The 25,134-nt window shown below is 74.0% G+C and carries 19 protein-coding genes; 15 read left to right on the forward strand and 4 right to left on the reverse strand.

Features of this window, described 5'->3' with window-relative positions; all coding sequences use genetic code 11:
- Positions 1 to 96 precede the first annotated feature (96 nt).
- Complete coding sequence (locus NX801_RS14925; protein ID WP_258788190.1) at positions 97 to 1,839, forward strand: NlpC/P60 family protein; 1,743 nt, start codon at positions 97 to 99, stop codon at positions 1,837 to 1,839.
- Between the two features lie 161 nt (positions 1,840 to 2,000).
- Here the strand turns inward: NX801_RS14925 and NX801_RS14930 are convergent, their stop codons facing one another.
- On the reverse strand, positions 2,001 to 2,723 hold the full coding sequence (locus NX801_RS14930) for a class I SAM-dependent methyltransferase (RefSeq protein ID WP_258788191.1): 723 nt from the start codon (positions 2,721 to 2,723) through the stop codon (positions 2,001 to 2,003).
- Positions 2,724 to 3,131: 408 nt separating this feature from the next.
- Here NX801_RS14930 and NX801_RS14935 point away from each other — a divergent pair, with 408 nt between their 5' ends.
- The 12 genes from NX801_RS14935 (at position 3,132) to NX801_RS14990 (ending at position 17,942) form a co-directional block, all read left to right on the forward strand.
- The gene (locus NX801_RS14935) at positions 3,132 to 4,463 is read left to right on the forward strand and encodes an MFS transporter (RefSeq protein WP_258788192.1); all 1,332 of its coding nucleotides are present in this window, start codon (positions 3,132 to 3,134) and stop codon (positions 4,461 to 4,463) included.
- A gap of 271 nt (positions 4,464 to 4,734) precedes the next feature.
- Positions 4,735 to 5,547, forward strand: coding sequence for an NAD(P)-dependent oxidoreductase (locus NX801_RS14940; RefSeq protein ID WP_258788193.1), 813 nt, complete (start codon positions 4,735 to 4,737; stop codon positions 5,545 to 5,547).
- Between the two features lie 124 nt (positions 5,548 to 5,671).
- Entirely contained in the window at positions 5,672 to 6,604 is a 933-nt protein-coding gene (locus NX801_RS14945) for a hypothetical protein (RefSeq protein ID WP_258788194.1), read from the forward strand.
- Entirely contained in the window at positions 6,601 to 7,629 is a 1,029-nt protein-coding gene (locus tag NX801_RS14950) for a GNAT family N-acetyltransferase (RefSeq protein WP_258788195.1), read from the forward strand. Before NX801_RS14945 ends, NX801_RS14950 begins: the two co-directional genes overlap by 4 nt.
- A gap of 103 nt (positions 7,630 to 7,732) precedes the next feature.
- Complete coding sequence (locus NX801_RS14955) at positions 7,733 to 8,800, forward strand: DegT/DnrJ/EryC1/StrS family aminotransferase (RefSeq protein ID WP_258788196.1); 1,068 nt, start codon at positions 7,733 to 7,735, stop codon at positions 8,798 to 8,800.
- Complete coding sequence (locus NX801_RS14960) at positions 8,797 to 10,092, forward strand: aminotransferase class I/II-fold pyridoxal phosphate-dependent enzyme (RefSeq protein ID WP_258788197.1); 1,296 nt, start codon at positions 8,797 to 8,799, stop codon at positions 10,090 to 10,092. The genes NX801_RS14955 and NX801_RS14960 overlap by 4 nt, the downstream gene beginning before the upstream one ends.
- A gap of 8 nt (positions 10,093 to 10,100) precedes the next feature.
- Entirely contained in the window at positions 10,101 to 11,306 is a 1,206-nt protein-coding gene (locus tag NX801_RS14965) for a histidine phosphatase family protein (protein WP_258788198.1), read from the forward strand.
- Positions 11,303 to 12,550 (forward strand): hypothetical protein, encoded by a 1,248-nt coding sequence (locus tag NX801_RS14970; RefSeq protein ID WP_258788199.1) that lies wholly within the window; start codon positions 11,303 to 11,305, stop codon positions 12,548 to 12,550. The genes NX801_RS14965 and NX801_RS14970 overlap by 4 nt, the downstream gene beginning before the upstream one ends.
- A complete protein-coding gene (locus NX801_RS14975) occupies positions 12,547 to 13,266 on the forward strand; it encodes an LOG family protein (protein ID WP_258788200.1) in 720 nt (239 codons plus the stop codon). Before NX801_RS14970 ends, NX801_RS14975 begins: the two co-directional genes overlap by 4 nt.
- Positions 13,263 to 14,477: a glycosyltransferase family 2 protein gene (locus tag NX801_RS14980; RefSeq protein ID WP_258788201.1), complete on the forward strand. Its 1,215-nt coding sequence runs from the start codon at positions 13,263 to 13,265 to the stop codon at positions 14,475 to 14,477. Before NX801_RS14975 ends, NX801_RS14980 begins: the two co-directional genes overlap by 4 nt.
- A 214-nt stretch (positions 14,478 to 14,691) precedes the next feature.
- Positions 14,692 to 16,047 (forward strand): DUF6271 family protein, encoded by a 1,356-nt coding sequence (locus NX801_RS14985; RefSeq protein ID WP_258788202.1) that lies wholly within the window; start codon positions 14,692 to 14,694, stop codon positions 16,045 to 16,047.
- Between the two features lie 125 nt (positions 16,048 to 16,172).
- On the forward strand, positions 16,173 to 17,942 hold the full coding sequence (locus tag NX801_RS14990; protein WP_258788203.1) for an asparagine synthetase B family protein: 1,770 nt from the start codon (positions 16,173 to 16,175) through the stop codon (positions 17,940 to 17,942).
- Positions 17,943 to 18,077: 135 nt separating this feature from the next.
- On the opposite strand, the gene NX801_RS14995 is transcribed toward NX801_RS14990, so the two are convergent.
- Positions 18,078 to 19,613, reverse strand: coding sequence for a sensor histidine kinase (locus tag NX801_RS14995; protein ID WP_258788204.1), 1,536 nt, complete (start codon positions 19,611 to 19,613; stop codon positions 18,078 to 18,080).
- Positions 19,614 to 19,925: 312 nt separating this feature from the next.
- On the opposite strand from NX801_RS14995, the gene NX801_RS30760 reads away from it, so the two are divergent.
- Positions 19,926 to 20,948: a response regulator gene (locus NX801_RS30760; protein WP_309505840.1), complete on the forward strand. Its 1,023-nt coding sequence runs from the start codon at positions 19,926 to 19,928 to the stop codon at positions 20,946 to 20,948.
- Between the two features lie 81 nt (positions 20,949 to 21,029).
- Here NX801_RS30760 and NX801_RS15005 read toward each other — a convergent pair whose 3' ends face one another.
- Complete coding sequence (locus tag NX801_RS15005; RefSeq protein ID WP_258788205.1) at positions 21,030 to 21,509, reverse strand: VOC family protein; 480 nt, start codon at positions 21,507 to 21,509, stop codon at positions 21,030 to 21,032.
- A gap of 561 nt (positions 21,510 to 22,070) precedes the next feature.
- Between NX801_RS15005 and NX801_RS15010 the strand changes: the two genes are divergently transcribed.
- Entirely contained in the window at positions 22,071 to 23,441 is a 1,371-nt protein-coding gene (locus NX801_RS15010; protein ID WP_258788206.1) for a M64 family metallopeptidase, read from the forward strand.
- 200 nt (positions 23,442 to 23,641) lie between these two features.
- Here NX801_RS15010 and NX801_RS15015 read toward each other — a convergent pair whose 3' ends face one another.
- Positions 23,642 to 25,078, reverse strand: coding sequence for a helix-turn-helix domain-containing protein (locus NX801_RS15015; protein ID WP_258788207.1), 1,437 nt, complete (start codon positions 25,076 to 25,078; stop codon positions 23,642 to 23,644).
- Positions 25,079 to 25,134 lie beyond the last annotated feature (56 nt).

Raw genomic sequence — 25,134 nt, forward strand, 5'->3', positions numbered from 1 at the left:
GACCGGCGGTGATACGCGCGACACGGCACGGCGGGGCGGCCCGCCGCCACGGGGGCCGGAGCATTGGCCCGGCATGGACACGGCATGATGACCCGCATGTCCCACACCTCACGGCGTACCCTGCTCGCCGTTCTCGCGGCCTCGGCCGCCACCGCGCCGCTCGGCGCCGTGTCCGCCACACCGGCCGTCGCCGCGCCCGCGCCCGGCGGTGGCCCGGCCGTCCCGGTGACACCCCGCTCCTCGGTGACGCTGGAGCCGCTGGACGCCGCCGGCTTCGCCCGTACCGCCCTCGCCGACACCTTCACCGCCACCGTGCTCCCCGGTACCCCCGCCCGCACCGAGATAATCTCCGGCGGCGAGCGGGTCGCCCTGCTGACGCACGGCGCCCGTACGGTGCTGCTGGCCGGGCCGAAGCGGACGTTCACGGAGAACAAGAAGCCCTTCGCGGACGACTTCCGGCGCACGCTGCCCGACCTCGCGCTGCCGGCGGCGAGCCGGCCGTACTGGGGCACCTCGCCCGGCGGCGGCAGCTGGTCCACGCTCGGACCCGCCCCGGCCGAGTACTCGGTGACACCCGGGGCCGGGGTCATCGCCCTCACCACCGACTACGCCAGCCGCCACGCCACCCTGCGGGACGACCGGATCACCGATGTGGACGTACGCGCGGTGGCCCGCTTCGACAAGGTCCCGACCGGCCAGGCCGTCTCGTACGCGCTCTCCTTCGGCTACCAGGACACCCACAACAGCTACCGCGCCCGGCTGTCCTTCCTGACCACCGGAGCGGTCGAGCTGCGCGTCGAGAAGGAGGTGGCCGACAAGGTCACCCAGCTCTCGGCGGCCCCGCTCACCCTGGCCACCGGGGTGCCGGCCGGCACCGACTGGACGATCCGGGTGAGCCGCGAGGGCACCCGGATCCGGGCCAAGGCATGGCGTTCGGCCACCACGGAGCCCGCCGCCTGGGCGGTGGACATCACCGACGCCACCTTCGGCGCCGGCCGGGTCGGCCTCCGGGCACTGGCCAACGAGGGCTGCTCCAATCTGCCGGTCAAGCTCACCGTCAGCCGCTTCCAGGTGGACGCCGGGAACTGGGAGGAGCCGCCCTCCGTCACCCACGGCGACTGGGTCCGGGTGCTTCCCGAGCCGTTCGACGGCACCTGGACCCCGGAGCTGGAGCGGACCGTCCGCGACTGGGCCGGCTCCGTCGCCCCGGACGTCCTCGCGTACGCCGCCATGTTCCTGGCCGGCGCGCCCACCGTGACGGCGGGCACCGGGCCGGCCCAGGGCAAGCGGGTGCTCGGCGAGGCCGGCTACGGATACCTGGACCCGCAGGGCTACCGCTACGAGGGCGCCGACTTCCACGAGTACATGGACACCGGCTGGACCTTCCCGGACGGCACCCGCACCGGGCCGTCCAGCAAGCAGGTCGGCAACCTGGACTGCTCCGGCTACACCCGGATGGTCTTCGGCTACCACCTGGGCGTCCCGCTGGCCGCCGGCGAGGACACCTCGAAGACCCGGATCCCGCGCAAGTCCCGGCACATCGTGGACTACGCCCCCGGGGTGCGCGTCGACCGGACCGACGGCACCGCCCCGCCCGCCGCCGCCCAGCTCCAGCCCGGCGACCTCGTGCTCTTCAACGCCGACTCGGGGGACGACAACACGGTGGTGACCGTCGACCACGTCGGCATCTACCTGGGCCAGGACGCGGCCGGCAAGCGCCGTTTCCTCTCCAGCCGCAAGACCGTCAATGGCCCCACCATGTCCGACCTGGGCGGCGCCTCCCTGCTCGACGGCACCGGCACCTACGCCAAGACCCTGCACACCGTCCACCGGATCTGAACCCGCACGGGACCTGGACATCCGCCGGGTCCGGGCGTCCACCGGATCCGAACGTCCACCGGGGCCGGGTGCCCACCGGGCCCGGGCACGGCCCCGGCGGGGAGGAGGAAGCTCTCCGCCGGGGCCCCGGCCCGGGGCTCGCGGCGCGCTTCCGGTGCTGCTCATCCGCTGCGGCGGCCGTGGTAGATGGTCCGGTGGGGTGAGACACCCGCCCCGTACCCCCGGTCGACCCCCGCGAGTTCGAAACCGGCCCGGTCGAGCGCGGCCTCCAGGCCGAGGGCCCCGAGGTGGGCCCAGCGCTCGGTCACCCGGGCCAGCACCTTGCTCCCGGTGCGGAAGACCTTGTCGATCAGGACGTGATCGGACTTGGGCCGGAGCCGTTCCCACTCCTCCACCCGGCCGCCGTCGAGCGCCGGGCAGGGCTCCGCCAGACTGAGTCGCCAGTCGCTCTCGGCCCGGGTGTCGAAGCTGCCGCTGACATCGATGTGCACGGACCCACCGGGCTCCAGCACCCGCGCGGCCTCGGTGAGTGTCCGCTCGCGGTCTCCGGCGGTCGGGAGCAACTGAAAGGCCGAGTACGGGATGACCACCGCATCCTGACGAGTCGTCAGTGGCAGTCGGCGCATGTCGCCGCAGACGGGGAGGAGACCCGGGCCACGGGGCATCCTGGCCAGCCGTTCCGGACTCAGGTCCAGTGCGGTCACCCGGCGCCCGGCCCGGTCCGCCAGTGGAGCGGCCACCCGCCCCGTTCCGGCGCCCAGCACGAGGATCCGGTCATGGGGCTCGGTCAGACCGTGCCAGTAGGCGATGTCGCTTCTCTGGTTCCGCAACCGGTGTTCGTTGTGCCAGTCGTACAACAGGGCTTCCCACGCCTCCGGGTTCACCGTGTGCTCTCCTCCGTTCTCCTGCGGGGCCTCTCCTGTGGAGACTCTCCTGCGGTACCTCTCCTGCGGGGCCCGCCGCCCGCGGTGCCGTCAGGGCCCTCCGCGGGCAACCGGTTCACCCACCGTACGCGTCTCCCGAGGCCGGCGGTTGCCCCTAAGGGCAGGGGAGTTGGGCGCTGGTGCGCCGGACATGACCCGCGCCACACAATGATCGAGCCAAATGGACGCGGACGATGGTCGCGGTGCGACGGCACGTCAGGGCGATGGTGCGGGGGACGCCACCGGATACGCGGACCTCTGCGAAACCCCGCCTTTCGGCCAAAGGACCCAACCGGGGTGTTCCCCGAACCGCCCCGGGAGATACGAAGGTTTACGTGATCGTCTTCGTGCACTGGGGGTGAGGAGGGAATGACCGACGCGTCCGTCGATGTACGCACGCGGTCGGAGATCTGGAAGGACTTCGCCCCGGTGGAACGGCGCGAAGTCGCCACGGTCGGGGTGTCGACCCTGCAGAGCCAGAGCACTTCGGCCTTGCTGCTTCTGCTGCTCTCCCTGCTCGCGCTCGACGTCACCGGATCTCCCGCGAGCGCGCCCCTGGTCGTCGCCGCCGGCGCGTTGCCCGCGCTGCTGCTCGTCCGGTGGGTGCGCGGTGTGAACCGGGTGCTCGACCACCGATGGGTGATGCTGCTCTCCGACGCGGGTGCGTTCGCGGTCGCCCTGGTGCTGTTCGTACTGGCTCGCGGTGACATCCAGGCCTGGCAGATCTATCTGGGCATGGCCCTGTTCTCCTCCTTCGGCGCCTTCTATCTGCCCGCCATGCGCGGCTGGGTGGCCGACCAGACCGCCGGACTGGAGCAGCTCACCTGGCTCAACGCGATGCTCGCCGTCTCCACCCAGGCGTCGGTCGTCATCGGGTGGGCGCTCGGGGGTGTGCTGGCCTCCACCATCGGCATCGGTGCCTCACTGGGGCTCTGCGCACTCTCGTACGCGTTCGGCATCGGGCTCCAGTTCGTGGTGTTCGTAGTGATCAACAGAGCGCCCCTCCGTAAAGTCGGCAGGACTGGCAGGACTGGCGGCGCCGGCAGGACCGGTGGGACCGGAGCAACGGAGGCGATGGCCCATGGGCAGGCGGACCCGCCCGCCGGGCCGTCGGTGTCTCCCGCCCCGGGAGTGTGGCGCCAGGTCTTCTCGCCCAGCCGGCTCGGACTGTTCACCGCCTCGCTGCTGGCGATGGAGCTCTCCCATGTCCTGGTCTTCAGCATGTTCGTCCCCCTGCTGACCGGCGGTGCGCCCGAGCGCTCCTGGGTGGCGGGCACCGCCAACGCCTGCTTCGCCCTGGCGGCGATGGCCAGCGGTGTCCTGGTCTCCGGCGGAGCGCTGGGACGCTGGGTCCGGTCCCGGGTGCCCGGCATTCTGCTGGTGGGCTTCGCCGTCCAGGCGGTCTTCGGGCTCAGCGCCGGTTCCACCGTCCTGGCCATCGTCCTCTACACAGTGGTCGGTCTGCTCAGCGGCGGCGACGCCGCGCTCCAGAGCGAAGTGCAGAACCACTGGCGTCCGGCCGGCTCCTCGCAGGCGTTCGCCGTCTTCGGAGCGGTGCAGGGTCCGGCGCAGTTGGCCGGCTCGCTCCTCATCGCCCTGCTGTTGCTGCATCTGTCGGTGACCACGGTCTATGTGGGCACGATCCTGACCCTGGGCATGGGCTCGGGACTGCTACTGATCGCGGCGAGATCCCGCGCCTGAGCCGCGTACCGGCCGGCCCCGCCCCTCCCTTCATGAGGGTGTCGCCGCGAGGGTGCCGCGCGATGCGGTACGGCGCGGACCCGGACCGGCTTCGGACCGGTTCCCGGCCACCCCGCCACTCGCCCCCCGCCTCCCCGGCTCCCGGCCCTCCTCCCGCACTCCCGACCCGTTTCCCCGGACCGAGCGGCTCCGAAGCAATCCCCGAACCCGCGAATCCCCTGAATCCGTGAAGACGTGAACCTCTGAGAAGGAACCCAGGAAAGGAACGCACGTGGTGGACATCGCCCTGTACGGCCTCGGAGAAATGGGCGCGGACATCGCCCGGTGCCTCGTGGGAGGCGGGACGCGGCTCCACGCGTACGATCCGGTGGCCGGGGTGGAGCTGGACGCACCGCACTTCCACCGGCACACCACCGCCGGGGAGGCCGCCCGTGCGGCGTCGGCGCACCTGGTCGTGGTGAAGCGGCCGGAGGATCTGGAGACGCTTCTCTTCGGCCCGGACGGAGTGTGCGCCGCCGCGTCCCCGGACTCCCTGATCGTCCTGCACACCACACTCACCCCGGACGCCGTAAGGGAGTTGCGCGGCCGGGTGCGTGACGGTCACGGCCACACCCTGATCGACGCCGCCCTCAGCAGGCGCGGGGGAGCGGTCCGCGACGGGTCGCTGTCGCTGTTCGTCGGCGCGGACGAGGCCGAGTTCATACGGGCGCGGCCGATCCTCGAACGGTACGCGGACAATGTCGTGCACGCCGGGGCCGGCGGTGCCGGCATGACGGTGAAGCTCTGCAACAACTGGCTGCTCTACAGCAACCGGCACGCCGCGCTCCAGGCCATCCGCACCGGCCGGGAACTCGGGGTGGACCCGGAGGTGTTGCGCGGGGCGCTGGCCTCCTCCACCGGGGCGAGCTGGGCGCTGGCGCACTACTCGGAGCTGGACGAGGCGATCGTCACCGGGCGGGGCGCCCCGCCCGTGGTGCGCGACCGGACCGAGTCCGAGCTGGGAATGGCACGGGAGATGGCGGCGAGCAGCGGCGAGGTGCCCACCAGTCTCCGGGAGACCTTCGCCCTGCTGGATGCCATGTAGACGCCCTACGGGTGCCGGCCGGGCGCGGGTCTCCGCGCCCGGCCGCGCCCCACCTCCGAAGTCCGCCCATGTGTCCCGGCCCTGCCACGGCACCGGCCGCCGGCCCGCTCCCGGAAAGGCGAAGATGCACAGCGACACCGTTTCCCCGGAGACGTACGCCGAGATCGTCACCTCGCTGCCCGTACCCGTGTGGAACTCCCCCCTGGCGGTGGAGCTCTACGGAAACACGCTCAATGTGGTGTGCCGGAGCCGCCGGGGCAGAACCGCCGGGGTCTGGGTCTGTCCGCTGGACGCCGAGGGGGAGGGCGCGGGGGAGCCGGCGGCGCGCCGGGGGTTCCGGCTCCTGCCCTATGCCTCTCCCTGGGTGGATCCCGGGCTGCACCCCGTCGACCGGCACCGGACGGTCGTCTCCCTGGTGGCCGCGGTCATGGAGCGGGTGACCGCGATCGACCTGCCGATGGATCCGCGGTTCGGTGAGGTGGCCGCCCTCGCCGAGGCGGGTGCCGAGGCCCTGTGCCGGCACACCCGGATGCTCGACCTGCGGGACGACAAGGACCCCCGGGAGTCGTACGTCCCCAAGGTCCGCAACCATCTCCGCGCCGCCGGGCGCGAGGTGGACGTCGACCGGGCCGGGCCCGAGTCCTTCGACTTCTCCCGCGCCGTCGTCGGGCAGCCGGAGGCCGCCGTCGCCGCCCGGCGGCGGTCCGGGCTGCGGCTCGGCCGGGATCAGGACGGCACGGTCCACTGCCTCGCCGCGACCGACCGGGAGGGTGTCTGCCGGGGACAGGTGTTCGTCCTCCGGTGTGACGGCGCCGATGTCCTGATGCACTCCTGGTTCGACCGCACGGGACCCCGCGGAGTGCCCAGTCTGCTGGTGGACGCGGCTGTCGCCCGGGCGGTGCGGGACCCCGGAACGGACGCCTTCGACTTCGAGGGCAGTGTGATCCCCAGTATCGACCACTTCATGACCGGCTTCGGCGCGCGGGCGCACGCCTATCCACAGCTTCTGTGGCGCCGGTCCGCCGGGTCGTCCGACGGCGCACGGGAGTTCGGATGACCTTCACCGGGGAGCTGGGCGCGTTGACGCCCGAACAGGAACGCCACTGGCAGGAGTTGTACGAGCGCTTCGGCACCCGGGTGCAGCAGTCGCCCGCGTACGCCAGGGCCGTGCGGGCCGCCGGGCGCCGGGTGCTCGTCGTCCTGGCGGACGGGGCGGCCCTCGCCCTCACCCAGGACGGGGAGTTCTGCACCGCGCTCTGCGACGACCAGCCGCTGCTGGCCGGCGAACCAGGACCCGAGCCGCTGGCACGGCTGGTCGACGCCGTACACCGGTCCGCCGGGGTGCCGGTCTATCTGCCGCTGGTGGACGCCGGCTACGCCGACTGCGCCGACTGCGTCCACCGGGTGGGTGCCCGCGCTTCTGGGCCCTTCACCGCCTGGGCGCGGCCGCCCAACTCGCTGGTCGACTGGTCCCGGGACGGCGCCGATCTGTGGGAACGTGCCCTCGCCCGCGGAAACTCGCAACTGCGCCGCAAGCGACGGCTGGTGGAGCGCGACGGGCTGACCCTCTCCGCCGGGGCGGCCGGCCCCCGGGCCGCCGAGGACATGCTGCGGGTGGACGACCGCTCCTGGAAGGCGGACCGGGGGCAGAGCATGCGGTCGCGGGGCGGCCAGGACCGGCTGTACCGGCGGCTGGTCGAGGACGGGACGCTGACCGCCGCCTTTCTGCGGGACGGTGACCGGCCGGTCGCCTTCCGGCTGGACGCCCGGGTCAAGGACCGGGTGATGTGCCTGAAGTGGTCGTACGACGAGGCCTACCGCCGCTATTCGCCCGGACTCCATCTGCTCACCGAGGGGCTGCGACGGGAGTGGGGCGGTGCCCGGGGCGTCCGGGTGGTGGACCTGCACGGCGGCCCGGACACTCTCAAGGACCTGCTGTACAGCGCCCGGAGCCCGCGGGTGGACCTCTGGTACGGCGATCCGGAGCTGGGCGCCCGCCGGGCCGCGGAGCGAGCGGCGTTCGACGCCCGGGTGGCAGGGGCGCACGACCACGGGAAGGGGCTGCGCCATGCGTTCGGCTGACCACGACACCGCGCACCGTCCCCGGATGCCCGGGAAGTCCCGGGGCGTCGCGGGCACCGGGGGAGCCATGAGCACCGAGGGGCCCACGAGCGCTGGAGGCACCGTGAGCACCGGGCGTACCGAGGGCGCGACCAGTGCCGGGGGTGCCATGAGCACCGAGGACGCGACGAGTGCCGAGGGCGCCTTGAGCGTGGCGGAGGCCGTCGCCGAGCTGCCGCGCCGGTTCGGCCAGCCCGCCGCCGAGTTCACCGCGTCCGGTTCGGCGGCCCTCGAAGTCGCCCTGGAACTACTGGAGATCGGGCCCGGCGACGAGGTGGTGGTGCCGGATGTGGGCTGCCACTCGGTCGCCGCCGCCGTGGTGCGCGTCGGCGCCGTACCGGTGTTCACCGGAGTGGGCGAGGCGCTCACCCTGGAACCGGAACATGTCGCCGCCGCCTGTGGGAGCCGGACCCGGGCCGTCATCGCCGTACACCAGTACGGTCTGCCGTGCGACGTCCCCGGCATCGTGGCGGCGGTGGCGCCGGAGGTGACGGTGATCGAGGACGTGGCCCAGACCTGGGGGTCCTCCGTCCGGGGCGTCCCCGCCGGAGCCACCGGGGCGCTCGCCGTCACCTCGTTCGGCCCCTCCAAGCCGGTGGCCCTGGGCGCCGGCGGAGCCCTCCTGGGCCCGGCGTCCGCCGTGACCGGTACCGTCGCGCACGGGGACGGCGGCGACCGCCATCTGCCCCGCGCCCCGTCACCGGCGCGCTTCCCCGCGCCCCTGCTGGAACTGCTGCCGGGGGCCGTGGCGCGCGCCGACCGCCGGCTGCGGCAGCGCGCGGAGGCGGTGGCGCGCTTCACCCGGGACGAACTCGCCGCCCACTTCCGGTTGCCCCCGATGCCGCCGGACTCCACCGCCGGCTGGACCCGGATGCCCCTCTATCCGCTCGATCCCCTCGATACCCCTGATCCCCTCCATCCCCTTGATCCCGTCCGTCCCGCCGAACCGGCGGAGCCCGCCACGGACGCCCGCGTCGCGCGGATCGAGGCCGTCTTCGGCCCGGTCCAGCGGATGCATCCGCTGCCGCCGTCCGCGCTGCCGATGTTCCGGCGAAGCGCCATCCGCGTGGTCCCCGGCGGCCACCGTCCCACCCAACCCCTGCTCGTGAGGATTGGACGACAACCACGATGACCACCACCGCACGGACCACCACGGCGACCACGGCCGGACCGACCACGGACGGGTCGACCGCAACCGGAGCGACCACCGCCGGGCCGGCGACCACCGGACCGGCCGCCCGACCGGCCACCGCCGGCGGGATGATCAACCCGCATCAGCTCTTCGACCTGTCGCGCGAGGACGCCGACTCCCTCACCCACCTCCGCGCCGTGCTGGGCGACGGCCAGCTCTTCCGCTATGTCGAGGGGGACCGCGAGTCGGCGAACACCCTCATCGAGCGGCACTTCGCCGGGTACTTCCGCAAGGAAGCGGCCGCGGCGGTGGCCAATGGCACCGTCGGACTGCGGCTGGCCCTCCGCGCCCTGGGCATCGGGCCCGGCGACCGGGTCCTGGTCAACGCGTACGCCTTCATCGCCTGCGCCATGGCCATCACCGCCGTCGGGGCGACCCCGGTGCCGATGGATCTGGAGCCGGGCACACTCGGCGCCGACCCCGCCGCCCTGGAGGCCCCCGACGGTCCCGTCGCCGCGGTGATGATCGTCCATGTGCAGGGCCACGCCCTGCCGACCGGACGGATCCGGGCGCTCTGCGACCGCCTGGGCGTACCGCTGATCGAGGACGTCTGCCAGGGGCTGGGCGCCGAGTCGAGCGACGGCCGGGCAGGACAGCTCGGGGACGTCGCCGTGACCAGCTTCCAGCAGGCCAAGCAGATAGCCTCGGGCGAAGGCGGCCTGGTCGCCGGCAGTGCCGAAGTGATCGAGCGGGTCTACCGGATGGCGGACCTGGGGGCCGTACGGCACGACGGCGGGCTCCCCGACTGGGACGACGAGCGGGCGATCATCGGTGACAACCAGCGGATGTCCGAGCTCCAGGCGGCGCTCGTCATGGACCAGGCCGAGGTCCTGGACGACACCCTGGCCCGGCAGCGCGACCGCCGCGCCCGGCTGCGCGAGGCGCTGGGCGACGTCCCCGTGCTGGAGAGCGAGAACCCGGGCGGCGACGCCGGCTCGCACACCCTCCTCCTGGCGCGCGGCGCCTCCGAGGCCCAGGAGTTCTGCGCGGCGCTCGCGGCCCGCGGGGTGCTCGCCCGCCTGGTCTGGAAGAAGACCTGGCTGGAGTACGGTCTGTTCCAGCGGGAGCTGACGAGCCGGTCCTCCGCAGCCCGCCCGTGGTCCGGGAAAGCGACCGCGCTGGCACCGAGGATCCTCAGCGTCCCCACGTCGAAGTACCTGACGGACTCCGCCGTCGCCGAGGTGGCGGACGCCGTCGTGGCCAACCGTCACCACCTCGTTCCTGAAGGGTGAATCCCCCGATGAAGCACATCGCGCTGCTGCTGCGCGGCCTGCCGAACTCCGGCAAGACGACCACCGCCGCCCTGCTGCGGAACCAACTCGCCCCCGCCGTCCGGATCTCCAACGACTCGGTCCGCTACATGGCCCAGCCCCGGGACTTCAGCGACTTCACCATCGAGGCGTCCGAACTCGGCTGCCTGGACCTCGCGCTCTCCTACCTCGACAGTGGTTTCACCCCGGTGATCGACGGGGTGTTCGAGGACATCGGCTTTCTCTCCGCACAGGAACTCCGCTTCCGCAGAAAGGGGTTGCGGCTGATCACCGTCACCCTGGAGGGCGGCCTCACCGATCTGCTGGACCGCAACGCCGCCCGTGACCCGCTGGCCCGCATGGACGAGGACCGGATGCGCGAACTGCACCGGCAGTTCCGGCCGAGCGGCCTGGTGCTCTCCATCGACGGCAAGCAGCCCGAGGAGGTGGCGGACGATGTGCGGGACCTCCTCGAACTGGTGGCCCCGTACGAGGGGTCGGACGAGCCCGCCACCGGCGCCGGGGCGGAGGTGCCGGCCGGAGCCGAGGTGCCGGCCGGGGCGGACGTGCTGTTCCTGCGCCACGGCGCCCCGGAGTACCCGGCCGGTGTCTACCCGGACCCCTACACCATGGGGCTCTCCGCGCGGGGCCGGGACGAGGCCCGGGCGGCGCGCCACGCGGTCGAGCGCTTCGCGCCGCACGTGGTGTACGTCTCCGACTTCCGCCGCGCCGAGGAGACCGCCGCGCTGGCGGCCGGCTCCCTCGGCATCGAGGCCCGCCGGGAACCCGCCCTGCGGGAGCGGGTCTTCCACGGGCTCGCCGGAGTCGGGCTGGACGAGGTCCGCACCCGGCTCGGAGCGGAGGCCGAACGGGTGCTCGGCGGCAACAGCGACCTCTGCGAACACGGCGACGAGGAGAGCTACGAGCAGGCACGGGCCCGGGTGCTCGGCTTCTTCGAGGGCCTGGCCGCCCGCCATCCCGGGGAGCGGGTACTGGTGGTGGGCCACGGCGGACCGCACGCCTGGCTCGTGGAGAAGGCGCTCGGCGCCGAGATGCGGGGCGTCCGCCGCATGCGCTGGGACACCGGTCACTTCTCCCGCTTCCGGGTGGCGCCGGACGGGGTCTCGGTGGAGTTCATCAACCGTTCCCCGGAGGACATCGCCCGGCCCCCGGAGGCCCACAAGGAGGCACCGTGACCAAGGCGACCGCCGACCGGCCCCGGATCGCCGTCGTGGCCACGCCCTTCGGCTTCGGGCCCGCCTCGAAGGCGTACAGCATCGGCCAGGTCCTCGCCCGGGAGCGGGGAATGGACGTCCAGTACTACGGGTCGGCCTCCGCGTGGGACTTCTTCGCCGCACAGCCCGGCGTCCGGCCCCGGCCGCTCGACGCCACATCCCTGGCGGAGGACCCGTCGGTGCTGGAGTCGGCCGACGCCGTGGTGAACGTCCTGGCGCCCGAGCTGATCGCCTCACCGGCAGCCGCCGCCTCGACGTACTACGTGGACAGCCTCGGCTTCATGTGGCAGCGCGCGGACGTGCCCGGGGACAGCCTGCTCAAGCAGGTGCGGTCCTACTTCGCCCAGGACCTGTTCGGCAGCGCGGCCAACCTCGCCGGCCTCGGCGTGCCCGGGGTGACCCCGGTCTCGGGCATCGTGGCCCCGGCCGCTCCGCCCCCGCCCACCGGCCCCCGCCCGCCGGGCCGGACCCGGCTGCTGGTGCAGCTCGGCGGGCTGAGCAATCCGGCCGGACACGCCTCGGCCCAGGTCTATCTGACCCTGGCCGAACGGCTGCTCGCCGCGCTGCGCGGCCCCTCCGTCAAGACCTCCGGGTCTCCGGGGCCTTCCGGATCTTCCGACTCCTTCGAGCTGAGCGTCGCCATGAACCGCGCCGACGGCGCGTTCTCCCTCGATGTGGGCGGCCCGGCCCGGCAGTTGTCCGGGAACGAGTTCCGGGACGAGCTGGGCGCGTGTGACACCGTACTCAGCTCACCGGGGATGACCACCATGATCGAGGTGTCCCGGGCCGGCCGCCCCTATGTGCCGCTGCCGCCGCAGAACTGGAGCCAGGTCGTCATCTGCCGCCATATGGCCCGGCGCTCCGGCCTCGCCGTCTGGCCCTTCCTCACCGGCCCGTACACCGCGATCGACGTCCGGGCGCCCGAGGCCGAGAAGGCCGCGGCGGTACGGGAGGTGAACCGGCTCCTCGGCACCGATGCCGGATTCGCCGGGGACTACGCGGACTTGGCGCGGTCCGCGATCCGGGCACCCGAAGTGCCGGATGTGGGTGCTCCGTTCGAGGGCGCCCGGGAGGTGGCCGCAGCCGTGGCCGCCGGTGTCGCCGCCGATGTGACTGCCGGCGTGACCGCTGGTGTGACCGCCGGTATGGGGACCGGTGCCGAACGAATCAGGAACGAACCGCAGAGGAACGGGAGGACACGATGACCGAGCACACCAAGGGCGTACTGCTCACCACCCTGCAGTCCATCGCGCACGAGGTGGAGACCGCGCGGACCTGGAGCGAGGCGTCCCGCGCCCTGGCCGACGAGCGCGTGGCCACCGTCTTCGGCTCGGCCCGGGCCACCCGGGGGGAGCCCGCCTACGCCATGGCCCAGGAGTTGGGCGCGGCGCTGGCCGCCCGTCGCTGGACCACGGTGACGGGCGGCGGCCCCGGAATCATGCAGGCGGCGCGGGACGGCAGTGGCGAGACCCTCTCCCGCGCGGTCCGGGTGAAGATCGCCGGCGAGGAGCCGGAGACGGTCCTGGATCCCGCCCGGTCCATCACGGTCGCCACCTTCGCCCTGCGCAAGCTGCTGCTCACCCATGACATCGACGCGCTGTTCGTGTTCCCCGGCGGCGTGGGCACCCTGGATGAGCTCTATGAGGTGCTGGTCCACCACGACACCGACCGGCTCGACCGCTTCCCGGTCGTCCTCATGCAGCCGCCCGGGGTCACCCTCTGGACCGCCTGGCTGGACTTCATGGAGGAGCAGCTCGTCAGCACCGGCCTGGTCAGCCCCTCCGTCCTCAAGGAACTGGTGGTGGCGGAGTCCGTCGCGGAGGCCCTGGCGGCGGTCGAGGAGCGGGAGCCGCCCGCCGGGGACTGGCGGACGTACGACCGGGGCGGTGCGCTGCCCGACGCGGAACGCCGCTCGGCATGAGGCCGGAGAGCCGCACGCCGGACGAGCCGACGACCCCCGGCGCCCGGACGACTCCGGACGGCCGGACGACGCCGTACGACCGGCCGACGCCGTACGGCTGGACGACACCCGACGGCCGGACGACGCCGGATCCCCGGCAGCCGGACGACGGGGGGCCCGCACCCGCTCCGGACGCCGGGCGCCCCGTGCGGGTGAGCGTCATCATCCCCGCGTACAACGCGCGCACCACCCTGCGGGCCTGCCTGCTGTCGCTGATCCACCAGGAAGCGGCCCGCCGGCCGCCGGTCCCCGAGCCGCCGGCCCCCGAGCCGGCCGGGCGCGCGCCCCGGCCGTCGTACGGGCCGGACCGGGCGTACGGGGCCGAGCCCGCGCGCGCCCACCCGTACACGCACGCCCCATACACGTACGAGGTGATCGTCGTGGACGACGGCTCGTCGGACGGCACGGCCGGGATGCTCGCCGGGTTCCCCGACCGGCTCGACCTGCGGTACGTCCACCTGCCCCGGTCGCCCCTCTCCGGGCGGGCCCGGGCGCGTAACGCCGGTCTCGCCATGGCCACCGGCGAGCTGGTCGTGACCCTGGACGCGGACCAGGTGGTGGAGCCCGGGTTCCTCGGCGAACACGTCCGGGCGCACGCCACCGACCCCGCCCTGCTGGTCGTCGGCCGGCGGCTCCAACTGGACGAGGGCGAGATCGACCAGGAGGCGCTGGCCCGTGGCTTCGACCTCTCCGCCCTGCCCCCGGTGGTGCGGGGGGACGAGCGGGAGGGCGTCTTCCGCGTCCTCGCCTGCGAGTTGGCGGACATGGCGACCGGCTGGCATCACGCCTGGACGTGCAACGCCTCGGTACGCCGCGACCGGCTGATCGCCGCGGGCGGCTTCGACGAGGGGTTCGCCGGCTGGGGGCTTGAGGACGCGGAGCTGGCCTACCGGCTGGTACGGGACGGCGCGGGGATGCGCTACAGCACCCGGGCGGCGGTCTACCACGAGCACCGGCAGCCGGTCACCGCCGCGATGTACCGGGAGTGGCGGGAGAACCTGGCGTACTTCCTCCGCAAGCACCCCGATCCGGCCGTGCGCCTCCAGGAGATGTTCGCGCCCGCCATCGACCCGGACAGATCCGTCCACGGGAGCTGGGAGGAGACCGCCGCCCGGTTCGAGCACGCCGCCCGCGCGCTCGGCGGTGGCCCCCGGCCGCTGTCCGTCACCTGAACCGATTTCCGAGCCGTTGTCACACCGCCCGTGGCGGGCCGCGCGCCCGGCCCGCCACGGGCGGTCCCCACCGGAAACCACTGAACCCACCGGAACCCACTGAACCCACGGGGACCCACCGGTTCCACCAGAACCCACGGGGGCCCACCGGTCCCGTCGGAACCCGCTGGTCCCCACCGGACCCACTCCTTCCGAGAGGTCGTGTCACACCACCATGCCCACTCCTGCCGCCCACCCGGCGCGTCCGGCCCCCGGCCACCTCGACACCGCCGCCCGCAGAGTCGTCTACCTGCCCGTCAACCGGCCCTTCGAGGACGCCTTCCGCTCCGTCGCCGCGGAGGTGTCGGCCCTGCCGGACGCCGCTCGCGACGGGGTCACCCTGCTCGTCGTGGACGACTGCCCGGAGGAGGTGTCCAAGGCCAACCGGCGGGTGACCGACGAGGTCGCCGGCGCCTCGGGGCTCCGGACCCGCGTACTGGACGGTGACGGCTGGCGGCGCCTGGCCGACGACATCCTGGCGGCGTCCGGCCTGTCCGCCGGCGACCGCGACCTCGCCCGGGCCGCGCTGGTCAAACCGACCGGCTCCTACGGGGCGGGCCCCAACAAGGCGGCCCTGGTGGCCGCCCTCGAAGGCGCCGTCTCCCTGCACCGCCGGGACAGCGACCAGATCACCCGGGTCGACCGGACCACCGGCGCCAGTCCCCTCCGGGTGGAGGCCGAACTGCTGGACCGGGGCCGGGCCGGGGACGACTCCGGAGCCCACTGCGTCGGCTCCTCGCTGACCGGCCGCCCCACCCGCGACCGGCGCGACCTGGAACACGGCGCCGCCGACTACGCCGAGCGTATCGACGCCCTGAGCCGGCTCACCCCGGACCGGCCCCGGCCGCCGCGCCCGGAGGAGCCGGGCCCGCCGGAACGGGTTACCCTGCACGGGGCGGAGAGCGCCGAACGCGACCACACGGGCACCGTGGAGATGGGCATCGCCGCCCTCCGCACCGTGTACGAGTGGATTCCGGAGATGCCCGCGGTGGGCATCCTCGGCAGCGACTACTTCCAGAAGGGTCTGCTCTACCAACTCGGCCTGCCCGTCTACCATCACAACCTGACCGCCCGGCATGTCTACGAGCCCTGGCGGGCCGAACAGAGCAGCACCGCCCATCTCGGCTGGTACGCCCGCGCCGAACTGCGGTACGCGATACTGCGCCGCCACTGGAACGCCTTCAACCAGGCGCTGCTGGCCGACCGCCGACGCGTCCTGAGGGACGGCCGGTTCGACTCCACGGCCTACGGCGAGCTGTTCACCGACGCCCTGCGCCGGGGTGCCGGGGAAGCGGAGCGCATCCCGGACGCCTATGTGGCGGTGTACCGCGAGGCGGCCGGCGCGGCCTCCGGCGAGCTCCGGCGACGGCTGGAGATCCGGATCGCCGCGCTGGAGGACGAGGCCGGCTCGGCGGCGGCGTATGTGGCGGACGCCGTCCATGAGTTCGCGGGCCTGGCACGTGTCTGGCCCGCCCTGATCGCGGCGGCGGGCCGGGCCGGCCGGGACACCTCACTGGAGGCGTACACCTGAGGGCGCCCGGTGCCCGATACGCGGAGAGCCTGAGCGAGGCCGGGCAAGGCCGGGCAAGTACGGGCACAACGCGGTGAGAACCGACACGTACGAGCACGTCAGGAACGACCGGAGAGGACGACATCATGTGCGGCATCGGCGGAATCCTGCTGAAGCGGCGTACATCCGCCGACCGCGACGGAATGATGCGGCGGCTGGGGGCCTCGCTGGCGCACCGGGGGAGAAGCGCCGAGGGGGCCTACACGGACCAGCGGATGGCTCTGCACTGCGCACGGCACGCCGTCATCGCCGTCGAGGAGGCGCGGCAGCCGCTCTTCGACTCCGGACGCGACCTGGTCATGGTGGGCAACGGGGAGATCCTGAACTACCGTGACCTGAAGGCGAGGTTGAGCCCCGAGCGGGCGCGCGGGCTGCGCCCGGGGGACCTCCAGGTCGCGCTGGAGCTCTACGCCGGCCGTGGCGTCGCCGCCTTCGAGGAACTGCGCGGACCGTTCGCGCTCGCGGTGTGGGACGGGGCGGCCGGAGAGCTGACCCTCACCCGGGACCGGCTGGGCGAACGGCCGCTCTACTACTACGACTGCCCGGACTTCTTCGCCTTCGCCTCGGAGATCCGCTGCCTGGTGGCGGCCCTGCCGGGACACCTGCTGCGCCTGGACGAGCCGAGCCTGCTGTCCTTCCTGGGCCTCGGCCGGATGGCGGAGGGCCGCACCCCGTACCGGGAGATCCGGTCCGTACCGCCGGGAGCGGTGCTGCGGGTGGGCGGCGAGGCCCCCGGGCCCCGGCCGGCGGGATCGCTCGCGCCCGTGTCGGAGCTGCGCACCGGAGCGGCCGACGAGGACGAGGTGGAACACCTCATCGACCAGGCGCACCGCCGCGCGCTGGTGGCGGACCAGCCGGTGGCGGTCGGCTTCTCCGGCGGCATCGACTCCTCGGCCGTCCTCAGGGCGGCGCTGGAGGGGGCCGGCGCGGCGGCCGTCATCACGGTGTTCTCCGAGCGCGGGCCGGACAGCGATGTGAACCTGCGCCGCGCCCGTGCGCTGGCCCCGGCGTTCGGGGTGGAGCTGACCGAAGTGCCCTTCGCCGTCCCCACGCTCGGTGACGCGGTGGACATCCTCGACCACACGCTCGACGGCCCCGCCGCCGAACCGCTCGTCCTGCACAACGACGCCCTGCACGCGGCCGCCCGCGGCCACTCCGCCGTGCTCCTGGGCGGCCACGGCGCCGACGAGGTGTTCGGCGGCTATGTCCGCTACGCCGCGCTCCGCGCCGGGACGGAACACACCACCACGGCGGAGTGGATGGCCGCGTCCGCCTGGGAGCGGTGGAACCGCGCGGCCGGCTGGCGGAAGTTCGCCGAGGAGTTCGCCGCGCCCGGACTGCTCGCCGCGCCCCTCACCCCGGCCGACCCGCTGGAGCGGCCCTTCCCCTACGCCGACGCCGAGGAGAGCGACCCCGTGCTCTTCGGCCAGGCGCTGGACCTCTTCCGGCTGATGACCTACGACAACTTCCGGGCCACCGACGAGAACGGCCTGGCCCGGCAGGTGGAGGTGCGGTCGCCGTTCTTCGACATCGACCTCGTGGCGGGTGTCTTCAGTCTCCCCGTGGACCGCCGGCTGGGGCAGGGCGCGCCCAAGCACCTGTTGCGCCGGGTGTTCCGGAACACCGCCCTCGCCGGGGCGTTCACCGAGCACAAGGTGGGTTTCGACGACCACTTCTCGTACTCGGACTGGATGACCGACAACTGGCCCGGCTTCTCCGGCGCCATTGTCGACGGACCGCTGAAGGGGACCGGGATACTGCGCGACGGCGCTCTGGACGGTCTGGAGAGGCTCGACTGGCGCACGCTGTGGCGCCTGTTCGCCCTGTCCACCTGGCTGAACCGCGCGGCCGCCTGAGCCCGGCCGCCCGCCGCCCCAGGGGGGAGGGCGGCCCGCCCGGGCGGCGCGCTCGCGCTCAGCGGGCGTCCCCGGCGGGCGTCCTCACGGCTCTCCCCGGCGGTTCTCCTCAGCGGTTCTCCTCAGCGAGTCTCCTCAGTGGGCGTCCTCGCGGGAGGCGGCGAGGGTGACCACGAACCGGGTGCCGGGGGAGTGGTCCGGGTCGATCCGGATGCCGCCGCCGTGGTAGTCGGCGATCTTCTTGCAGAGCGCCAGGCCGATCCCATTGCCCGGGTACTGGTCGCGGGTGTGCAGCCGCTGGAAGATCACGAAGACCTTCTCCGCGTACTCCGGGTCGATCCCGATGCCGTTGTCGCTCACCGACAGCTCCCAGAATCCGGCGCCGCCCGCCTCCCCGGCCTCCGTCCGCCGGACGCCGACGCGCACCCTCGGCGGGGTGCCGGGGGTACGGAACTTGACGGCGTTGGAGATCAGGTTCTGGAGCAGCATGGTGAGCTGCGTCGGGTCACCGGGCACGGTGGGCAGCGGATCGTGGGTGAGCACCGTGCCGGTCTCCTCCAGCGCCAGGCTCAGTGACTGCCGTACGCCGTCGAGCACGTGCTCCAGGTCGACCGGCACGTCCTCGGCGTGCAGCCGGCCCACCCGGGAGAAGGTCAGCAGGTCGTTGATGAGGTTCTGCATGCGGTGCGCGCCGTCCACCGCGAAGTCGATGTACTGCTTGCCCCGCGCGTCGAGCCGGTCCCCGTACCGGCGCTCCAGCAGCTGGCAGAAGCTGGCCACCTTGCGCAGCGGCTCCTGGAGGTCGTGCGAGGCGACATAGGCGAACTGCTCCAGTTCCGCGTTGGAGCGCTTGAGCTCGGTGCTCCGGGCCAGCAGCTGTGCCCGGGCCCGGTGGCTGTACGCCAGCTCCTCGGCCAGCCGGTGGCGCATCGCCTCCACGTCCGTCGCCAGCAGCCGGATGTCGGCCGGCCCGGTCGCGGCCACCGGGTGGTCGAAGTGGCCGGAGGCGACCCGGCGTACATCGGAGGAGAGCCCGGCCAGCGGCACGCCCACCGCCCGGCGCAGCCCGACGAACGCCGCCGCCATCAGCGCCAGCACCACCAGCGCGATGGCCGAGAAGACCCAGTTCCGGAGCGTCCGGACGTGCTGGAGATCGGCCCGCGCCCGGTCCCGCTGCGCCTGGAGGTGGTCCTGCTGGGCGGTGATCGCCACCCGCAGCGCGTCGAAGGCGCTCTTGCCCTCGGCCGCCCGCTGCCGGGCCGTCTGGAGGGGCGCGGGCGAGCCGACCACGGGCCGGGCGAACTCCGACTGCCACCGCTCCGCGCGCTCCAGCACCGCGCGGAGCCGCTCCGCGCCCTCGGCGTCCCCCGCGTCCAGGACGCGCAGCCGCTCGACAGCGTCCCGCTGCTGCTTCTGGCCCGCGTAGTAGGGCTCCAGGAACTCCCGGTTGCCGCTGGTGCCGTAGCCCCGGACCCCGGTCTCCTGGTCGACCAGCGCCCCCTCCAGCCGTACGGAGGCGATCAGGGCCGGCGTCGAACGGTCGACCAGCCGGTCGCTGACCTCGCTGGAGTGCCCGAACAGCCAGGCCCCGCAGGCCGCCAGCACCAGCAGCACCGCCAGCGCCGCGCCACTGCCCGCGGTGAGCCACCGCTGCGTCGTCCAGCTGGTCACCGGCCCCCCGACGGGCGACCCACCCGCCGCGGGGGCGGACGCGGGGCCTGAATCGGGGCCGGACGCGGAACCGTGCTGGGCCGGGACACCGGCGGGCGGGTCTCCGGCGCGAAGGCCGGTCGGGGCGGTCACGTCGCTGGTGTCTCTTCCACTCAGGGGCTCCTCGGGTGCCACACGGGCACTCGGAGGCCGCACGGGCGCTCGGGGGTCCCACGGGGCCGGCGCCTCGGGGCGGCGCCGCGAGCACTGATCCTACCGCCGCTCGACAACCTGAGTTGTCGGGCGGTGGGGTGGGGTGCCTATGATGCGGCCATGGCGCTGAACCCGCCCGCAGACACCGTGCCCGGCGCCCCCGCCGGAGCCGCCGCCCCTGGCGCTCCCGCCGGACCTGCCGGACCTCTCGACTTCGAGGAGTCCGGCGAGTTCGCGGCGCTCGCCGTGCGCGCCGTCGCCCGGCTGACCCGGGAGCTGGCCGCCGTCCGCCCCGGCGCGGACGGTGACCGGACCGGCACCCCGGGTGCCCCGACCGAGGCGGACGGCGGCCCGGCCGGGCCCGGAAGCCCCGGCCCGACCGGCCTCCCTGCCGCTCCCGGCATTCCGGGGGACCCAGGCGCCCCCGGCGTTCCCGGTGACCCCGCCGTGGCCGCCGTCCCCGACTGGGACGACCCACTGACCTGTCTCCGAATCCTCTCGCACCTCCGCCGGGCGGTGGGGGAGTGCGCGGACCAGGTGGCGGCCGCCGCCGCCCGGGCGGGCGCGAGCTATCCGCAACTCGGTGAGGCGTGGGGGGTCAGCAGGCAGGGCGCCCGCAAGCGCTGGCCGGGCCTGGTCTTCACTGCCGAGCCCCCCACGCGTCCCCTTCCCCACTCGGACACCAGGAGCCCCGCAATCAACACTCACACCGTTCCCCGCGCGTACACCGTCCTGCTGGTCGAGGACGACGAGGCCGACGCCCTGCTCATCTCCGAGGCCCTGGAGGAGCGGGAGATGGTGCGGCACATCCACCGGGCCGACCACGGCGTGGCCGCCCTGGAATACCTGCGCGACCCGGCGGCCGAGCTGCCCGACCTGATCGTGCTGGACCTCAACATGCCCCGGATGAACGGCCGGGAACTGCTGAACGTCCTGAAGAAGGACCCCGAGCTGGCCACCATCCCGGTGGTGGTCCTCACCACCTCGTCCGCCCCCGACGACATCGAGGACGCCTACCGGCAGCACGCCAACGCCTATGTCACCAAGCCGGTGAACTTCGACGAGTTCATCCACTCGGTGCAGAGCATCGACACCTTCTTCCTGGACACCGCCACCACCCCGGGAGTCACCAAGCCCCGCTGAAGTGAACGCCCGTATGCCCCCGGGACGGCTCCGGGGGCGTACGGGCGTGCCTCATGAGGGCCGGTCCCGCCGCCCCGGAGGTCAGCCCTCCTTCGCCGCGTCCTCCAGCCGCTGGATGTCGAGCTTCCGCATGGTGAGCATGGCCCGGAACACCCGGTCGGCCAGTGCCCGGTCCGGCGAGGAGATCAGCTCGATCAGCCGGCGCGGGGTGATCTGCCAGGACATCCCGTACTTGTCCTTGAGCCAGCCGCACTCGCTCTCCGCGCCGCCGTCGGCGGTCAGCGCCGCCCAGTAGCGGTCCACCTCCTCCTGTGAATCGCAGTGCACGATGAGCGAGACGGCCTCGCTGAAGTGGAACTCCGGGCCGCCGTTGAGTGCCATGATCGGGTGGCCCTCCACCTCGAAGGAGACGGTCAGGACCGCGCCCGCCCGGCCGCCGGGCACCGCATCGGTGGCGTACTGCGTCCCGGTGATCCGGGACCGGTCGAAGACCGAGGTGTAGAAGGCGGCGGCCTCCTCGGCCTGTCCGTCGAACCAGAGACATGTGGTGATCTTCTGCATCGTTCCGGCTCCTTGCCGTCCGCGTCGTACGGCCCCGCCCGTCCCGGCGGGGCGTGCTCGAAGGATTGACCGGACCGGACCCCGGAACTCATCGGCCGGCCCGTGACCACACCCCCGGCCGAACCCGCGCCCCGCCGCGAGCACGCGCGGTTCGCCTCCGAGCCGTTCCCCGGCCGCCCCCCCCCGGGCCCCCCGGGCCGCCCCCCGGGCCGCTTCCCGGGTCGTCCCCGTGGACAGCGCCGAACAGCGTCGCGGGGCGGCCCCGCGCCGACCGGCCGGAACGGCCGACCCCAACGAGGGCCCTTGCGGCGGAGCTTGACCGCCCCTAAGTTAAGCGAGCATGTCAATCGACTTAACGTCCCAGTTGAGTCGTTGAACGGTCCGCGTGCGTTCGCCCGTACCGGACCGGTGAAGCACGGCCGGGCCACGCCTCCCCGCGAGGTCCGGACCGGCCCCGCCCCGTCTCCGACGGACGGGCAGCCACTTCCCCACACGCCGGCAGCCGCCGGCGTGGTGCGCTGCCCGGCGGGGTCGCCCCCCACAACCGAGGAGTGCACCTCCGTGAAGTCTCTGAAGTCTCTGAGGCCCCCGAAGTCCCCGAAGAGAGCGCGGTCCCCGCTCGCCGGCTCCGCCGCCGCGCGCCCCGGGTCCCGCGCCCGGCGGCTGACGACGGCCGTCCTGACCGGTGCCGTGGCCACCACCTCGCTCGTACTCGCCGCCCCGCGCGGCGAGGCCACCCCCGGCCCCACGGCCGCCCCGGCGGCGGCCGCCACCGAACACCGCGAGGTCTTCTCGCCCGACGGCTCCATACGCACGGTCGCGGTCACCCCGCCCAAGAAGGCCGGCCTGAGCGCCGGGTCCCTGAAGGCGGCGGCCGCCGCGACCGTGGAGCCGGTGGAGGTCAACGGTCCGAGCAGCAGCAAGGTGGACCTGGTCTTCGTCGGTGACGGCTACACCTCCGCGCAGCTGGACTCCTATCGCGGCCATGTCCGCTCCAAGGTGAACGAGCTGTTCGCCGTGGAACCCTTCAAGAGCTACCGCTCGCTCTTCAACATCTGGCAGGTCAATGTCGTCTCGCGGGAATCCGGCGTGGACGACGACCCGAGCCAGGGCGTCCGGCGGGACACCGCCCTGGACATGAACTACTACTGCGGCGGAACGGCCCGGCTGCTCTGCGTCAACGAGGCCAAGGCCGCGCAGTACGCCGCCCAGGCCCCGGCCGTCGACCAGGTCGTCGCGCTCGCCAACAGCACCACCTACGGCGGCGCGGGCGGCACGGCGGCCACCGCGGCCGGCGGCAACGCCCAGGCGGGCCAGATCGTCGTCCACGAGCTCGGCCACTCGCTGGGCGGGCTGGCCGACGAGTACGACAGCCCCGGCCGCCACCAGGGCGGCGAGGAGCCCGAGCAGAACGTCTCGGTCTACCCGCAGGCCACCATGAAGGCGTACCAGCTGAAGTGGTACCGCTGGCTCGGGCAGCCCACCCCCGACGGCGGCACGATCGGCACCTTCGAAGGCGCCAAGTACGCCGCCACCGGCATCTACCGGCCCAGCCAGAACTCGATCATGCGTACCCTGGGCCGGGAGTTCAACGCCCCGAGCCGCGAGGCCATGATCGCCGCGTTCTACCGCAAGGCCGGTGTCGCCGCCAAGGCCCCGGCGGTGCGCGGCGCGGCCGGCGGCGAGCGGCTCGCGGTCGCCCCGCAGCGGCCGGACGGGCGGGCGCTCACGGTGAGCTGGCGGATCGACGGCCGCCCCTACGCCCACACGGGCGGCTCGCTCGACACCGCCCGGATCCCGGCCGGCCGGCTCGCCGGCAAGGGGCCGCACCGGATCACCGCCACGGTGACCGACCCGACCCCCTGGGTCCGCGACCCGGAGCTCCGGTCCCGGGACCTGACCCGGACCTTCGAATGGACGGTACGCCGCTGACCTGACCGCCCCGCGCATTCCCGCGCGTCCCCGCCCGTCCCCGCACCCGGGGGCGGGCGGTGCGCGTTCCCGGGTGCGGGGGTACGCGTTCCCGGGCCGGGGGGCGGGCGGTGCGTGTCTCCGGGCGCGGCCGGACGCGCGGACCGGAGCGTGGCCGGACCGGCGGACCGGAGCAGGGCCGGCCCACCGGGCCCGGAGGCTCAGAGCGGGGGCTGCGCCGGGGCCGGGCCCAGGGTGGTCGAGCCCCGGGAGGCGTACCGCACCAGTCCGCTCCGGTAGATCTCCACCGCCTCCGCCAGCCGCCCCGTACGGTGCAGCAGATCACCCAGCAGCCGGCAGAGGTCGGCCACGTCACCGGCGGCTCCGGCGGGCCGCAGCAGGTCGAGCGCCGACCGGAACTCCCGCTCGGCCCGCACCGTGTCGTCCCGCTGCTCGGCCATCAGCCCCAGCAGCCGGTGCGCGGCGCCCGCGTGCACCGCACCGTGCTCCGGGCCGAGTTCGGCGAGCACCCCGTCCAGCAGGGCGGCGGCCTCGGCCGGGCGGTCCCGGCGGCGCAGCACATCGCCCAGCTCCACTCCCACCTGGGCGGCGAACAACCCCGCCCGCTTCTCGGCCAGCAGGGTCCGCGCCTCCCGCAACTCCGCCTCGGCGCTCTCCAGTTGACCGGACTGCGCGTGCACATAGCCGCGCATCCAGTGGCAGTGTGCCAGCTCGGTACGGATCTGGAGCCGGCGGTACATCTCCTGTGCCCGCAGCAGATGGGCGTCGGCCTCCTCCGGCCGGCCCCCCGCGATCAGGGTGCGGGCCACCCCCCGGTGCATCCGGGCCAGCAGCGCCGGGTCCGCCACCCGGGGCGCCAGCGCCAGGGCCAGCTCCGCCGCCTGGGCGGCCCGGGTGTGCGCCCCCATGTCCATGTACGGGGCGATCACCGCCGAGTAGAGCAGCAGCAGCGCCTCCGGGTCGGGCAGCCCGGAGGCGTTCAGCCGGTCGATGGCCGTCTCCAGCAGGTAGCAGGCGTACCGGAGGTCGCCCGCCAGCAGATGCGCCGTCGCCCGCCCGCGCAGGGCAGGCACCCGGCGCGGCAGCGGGGCGTCCGCCAGCAGTTCCTCGGCGGCCCGGAAGTGCTCGACCGCCTGCTGGAGCTCCCCGGTCTCCAGGGCGCACTCGCCCAGTCCCAGCAGCGCCGCCGCCTCCTCCTCCGGCAGTTCGAGCCGGGCCGCCTCCGAGCGGACCCCGGCGAACAGCGGGGCGGCCTCCCGGGCGTCCTCGGTCGCCAGCACCCGCCGGGCGTCGGTGACCCGCAGCCGGACCTCGGCCACCAGCCGGGCCGACCGGCCGGTGGCCAGCTCGTCGTAGGTCACCCCGAGCCGGGCCGCGATGTGCCGCAGCGCCGCCTCGGAGGGCCGTACCCGGCCGGCCTCCAGGGTGGAGATGTACGCGGCGGTGTAGTCCGGCTCGGCCACCTGGCGCTGGGTCAGCCCGCCGGCCCGCCGCAGCCGCCGCACCCGCTCGGCCAGCCCGTCGTCCGGGCCCGGAGCCGTTCCCCGGACCCGTCCCGCCCCGGCGTCCGGCCCGGAGCCCGTTCCGCCGGACCCGTTCCCGGCCTCCGTGCGCGTCGGTCCCTCTCGGTCGCTCATAGGAGCATGATCGCCCAGTCGCCGCATCCACCCCAGCCCCCGGCGGGGAATCCGCC

This window comes from Streptomyces pyxinae (genome assembly GCF_024756275.1).
Lineage (GTDB): Bacteria > Actinomycetota > Actinomycetes > Streptomycetales > Streptomycetaceae > Streptomyces > Streptomyces pyxinae.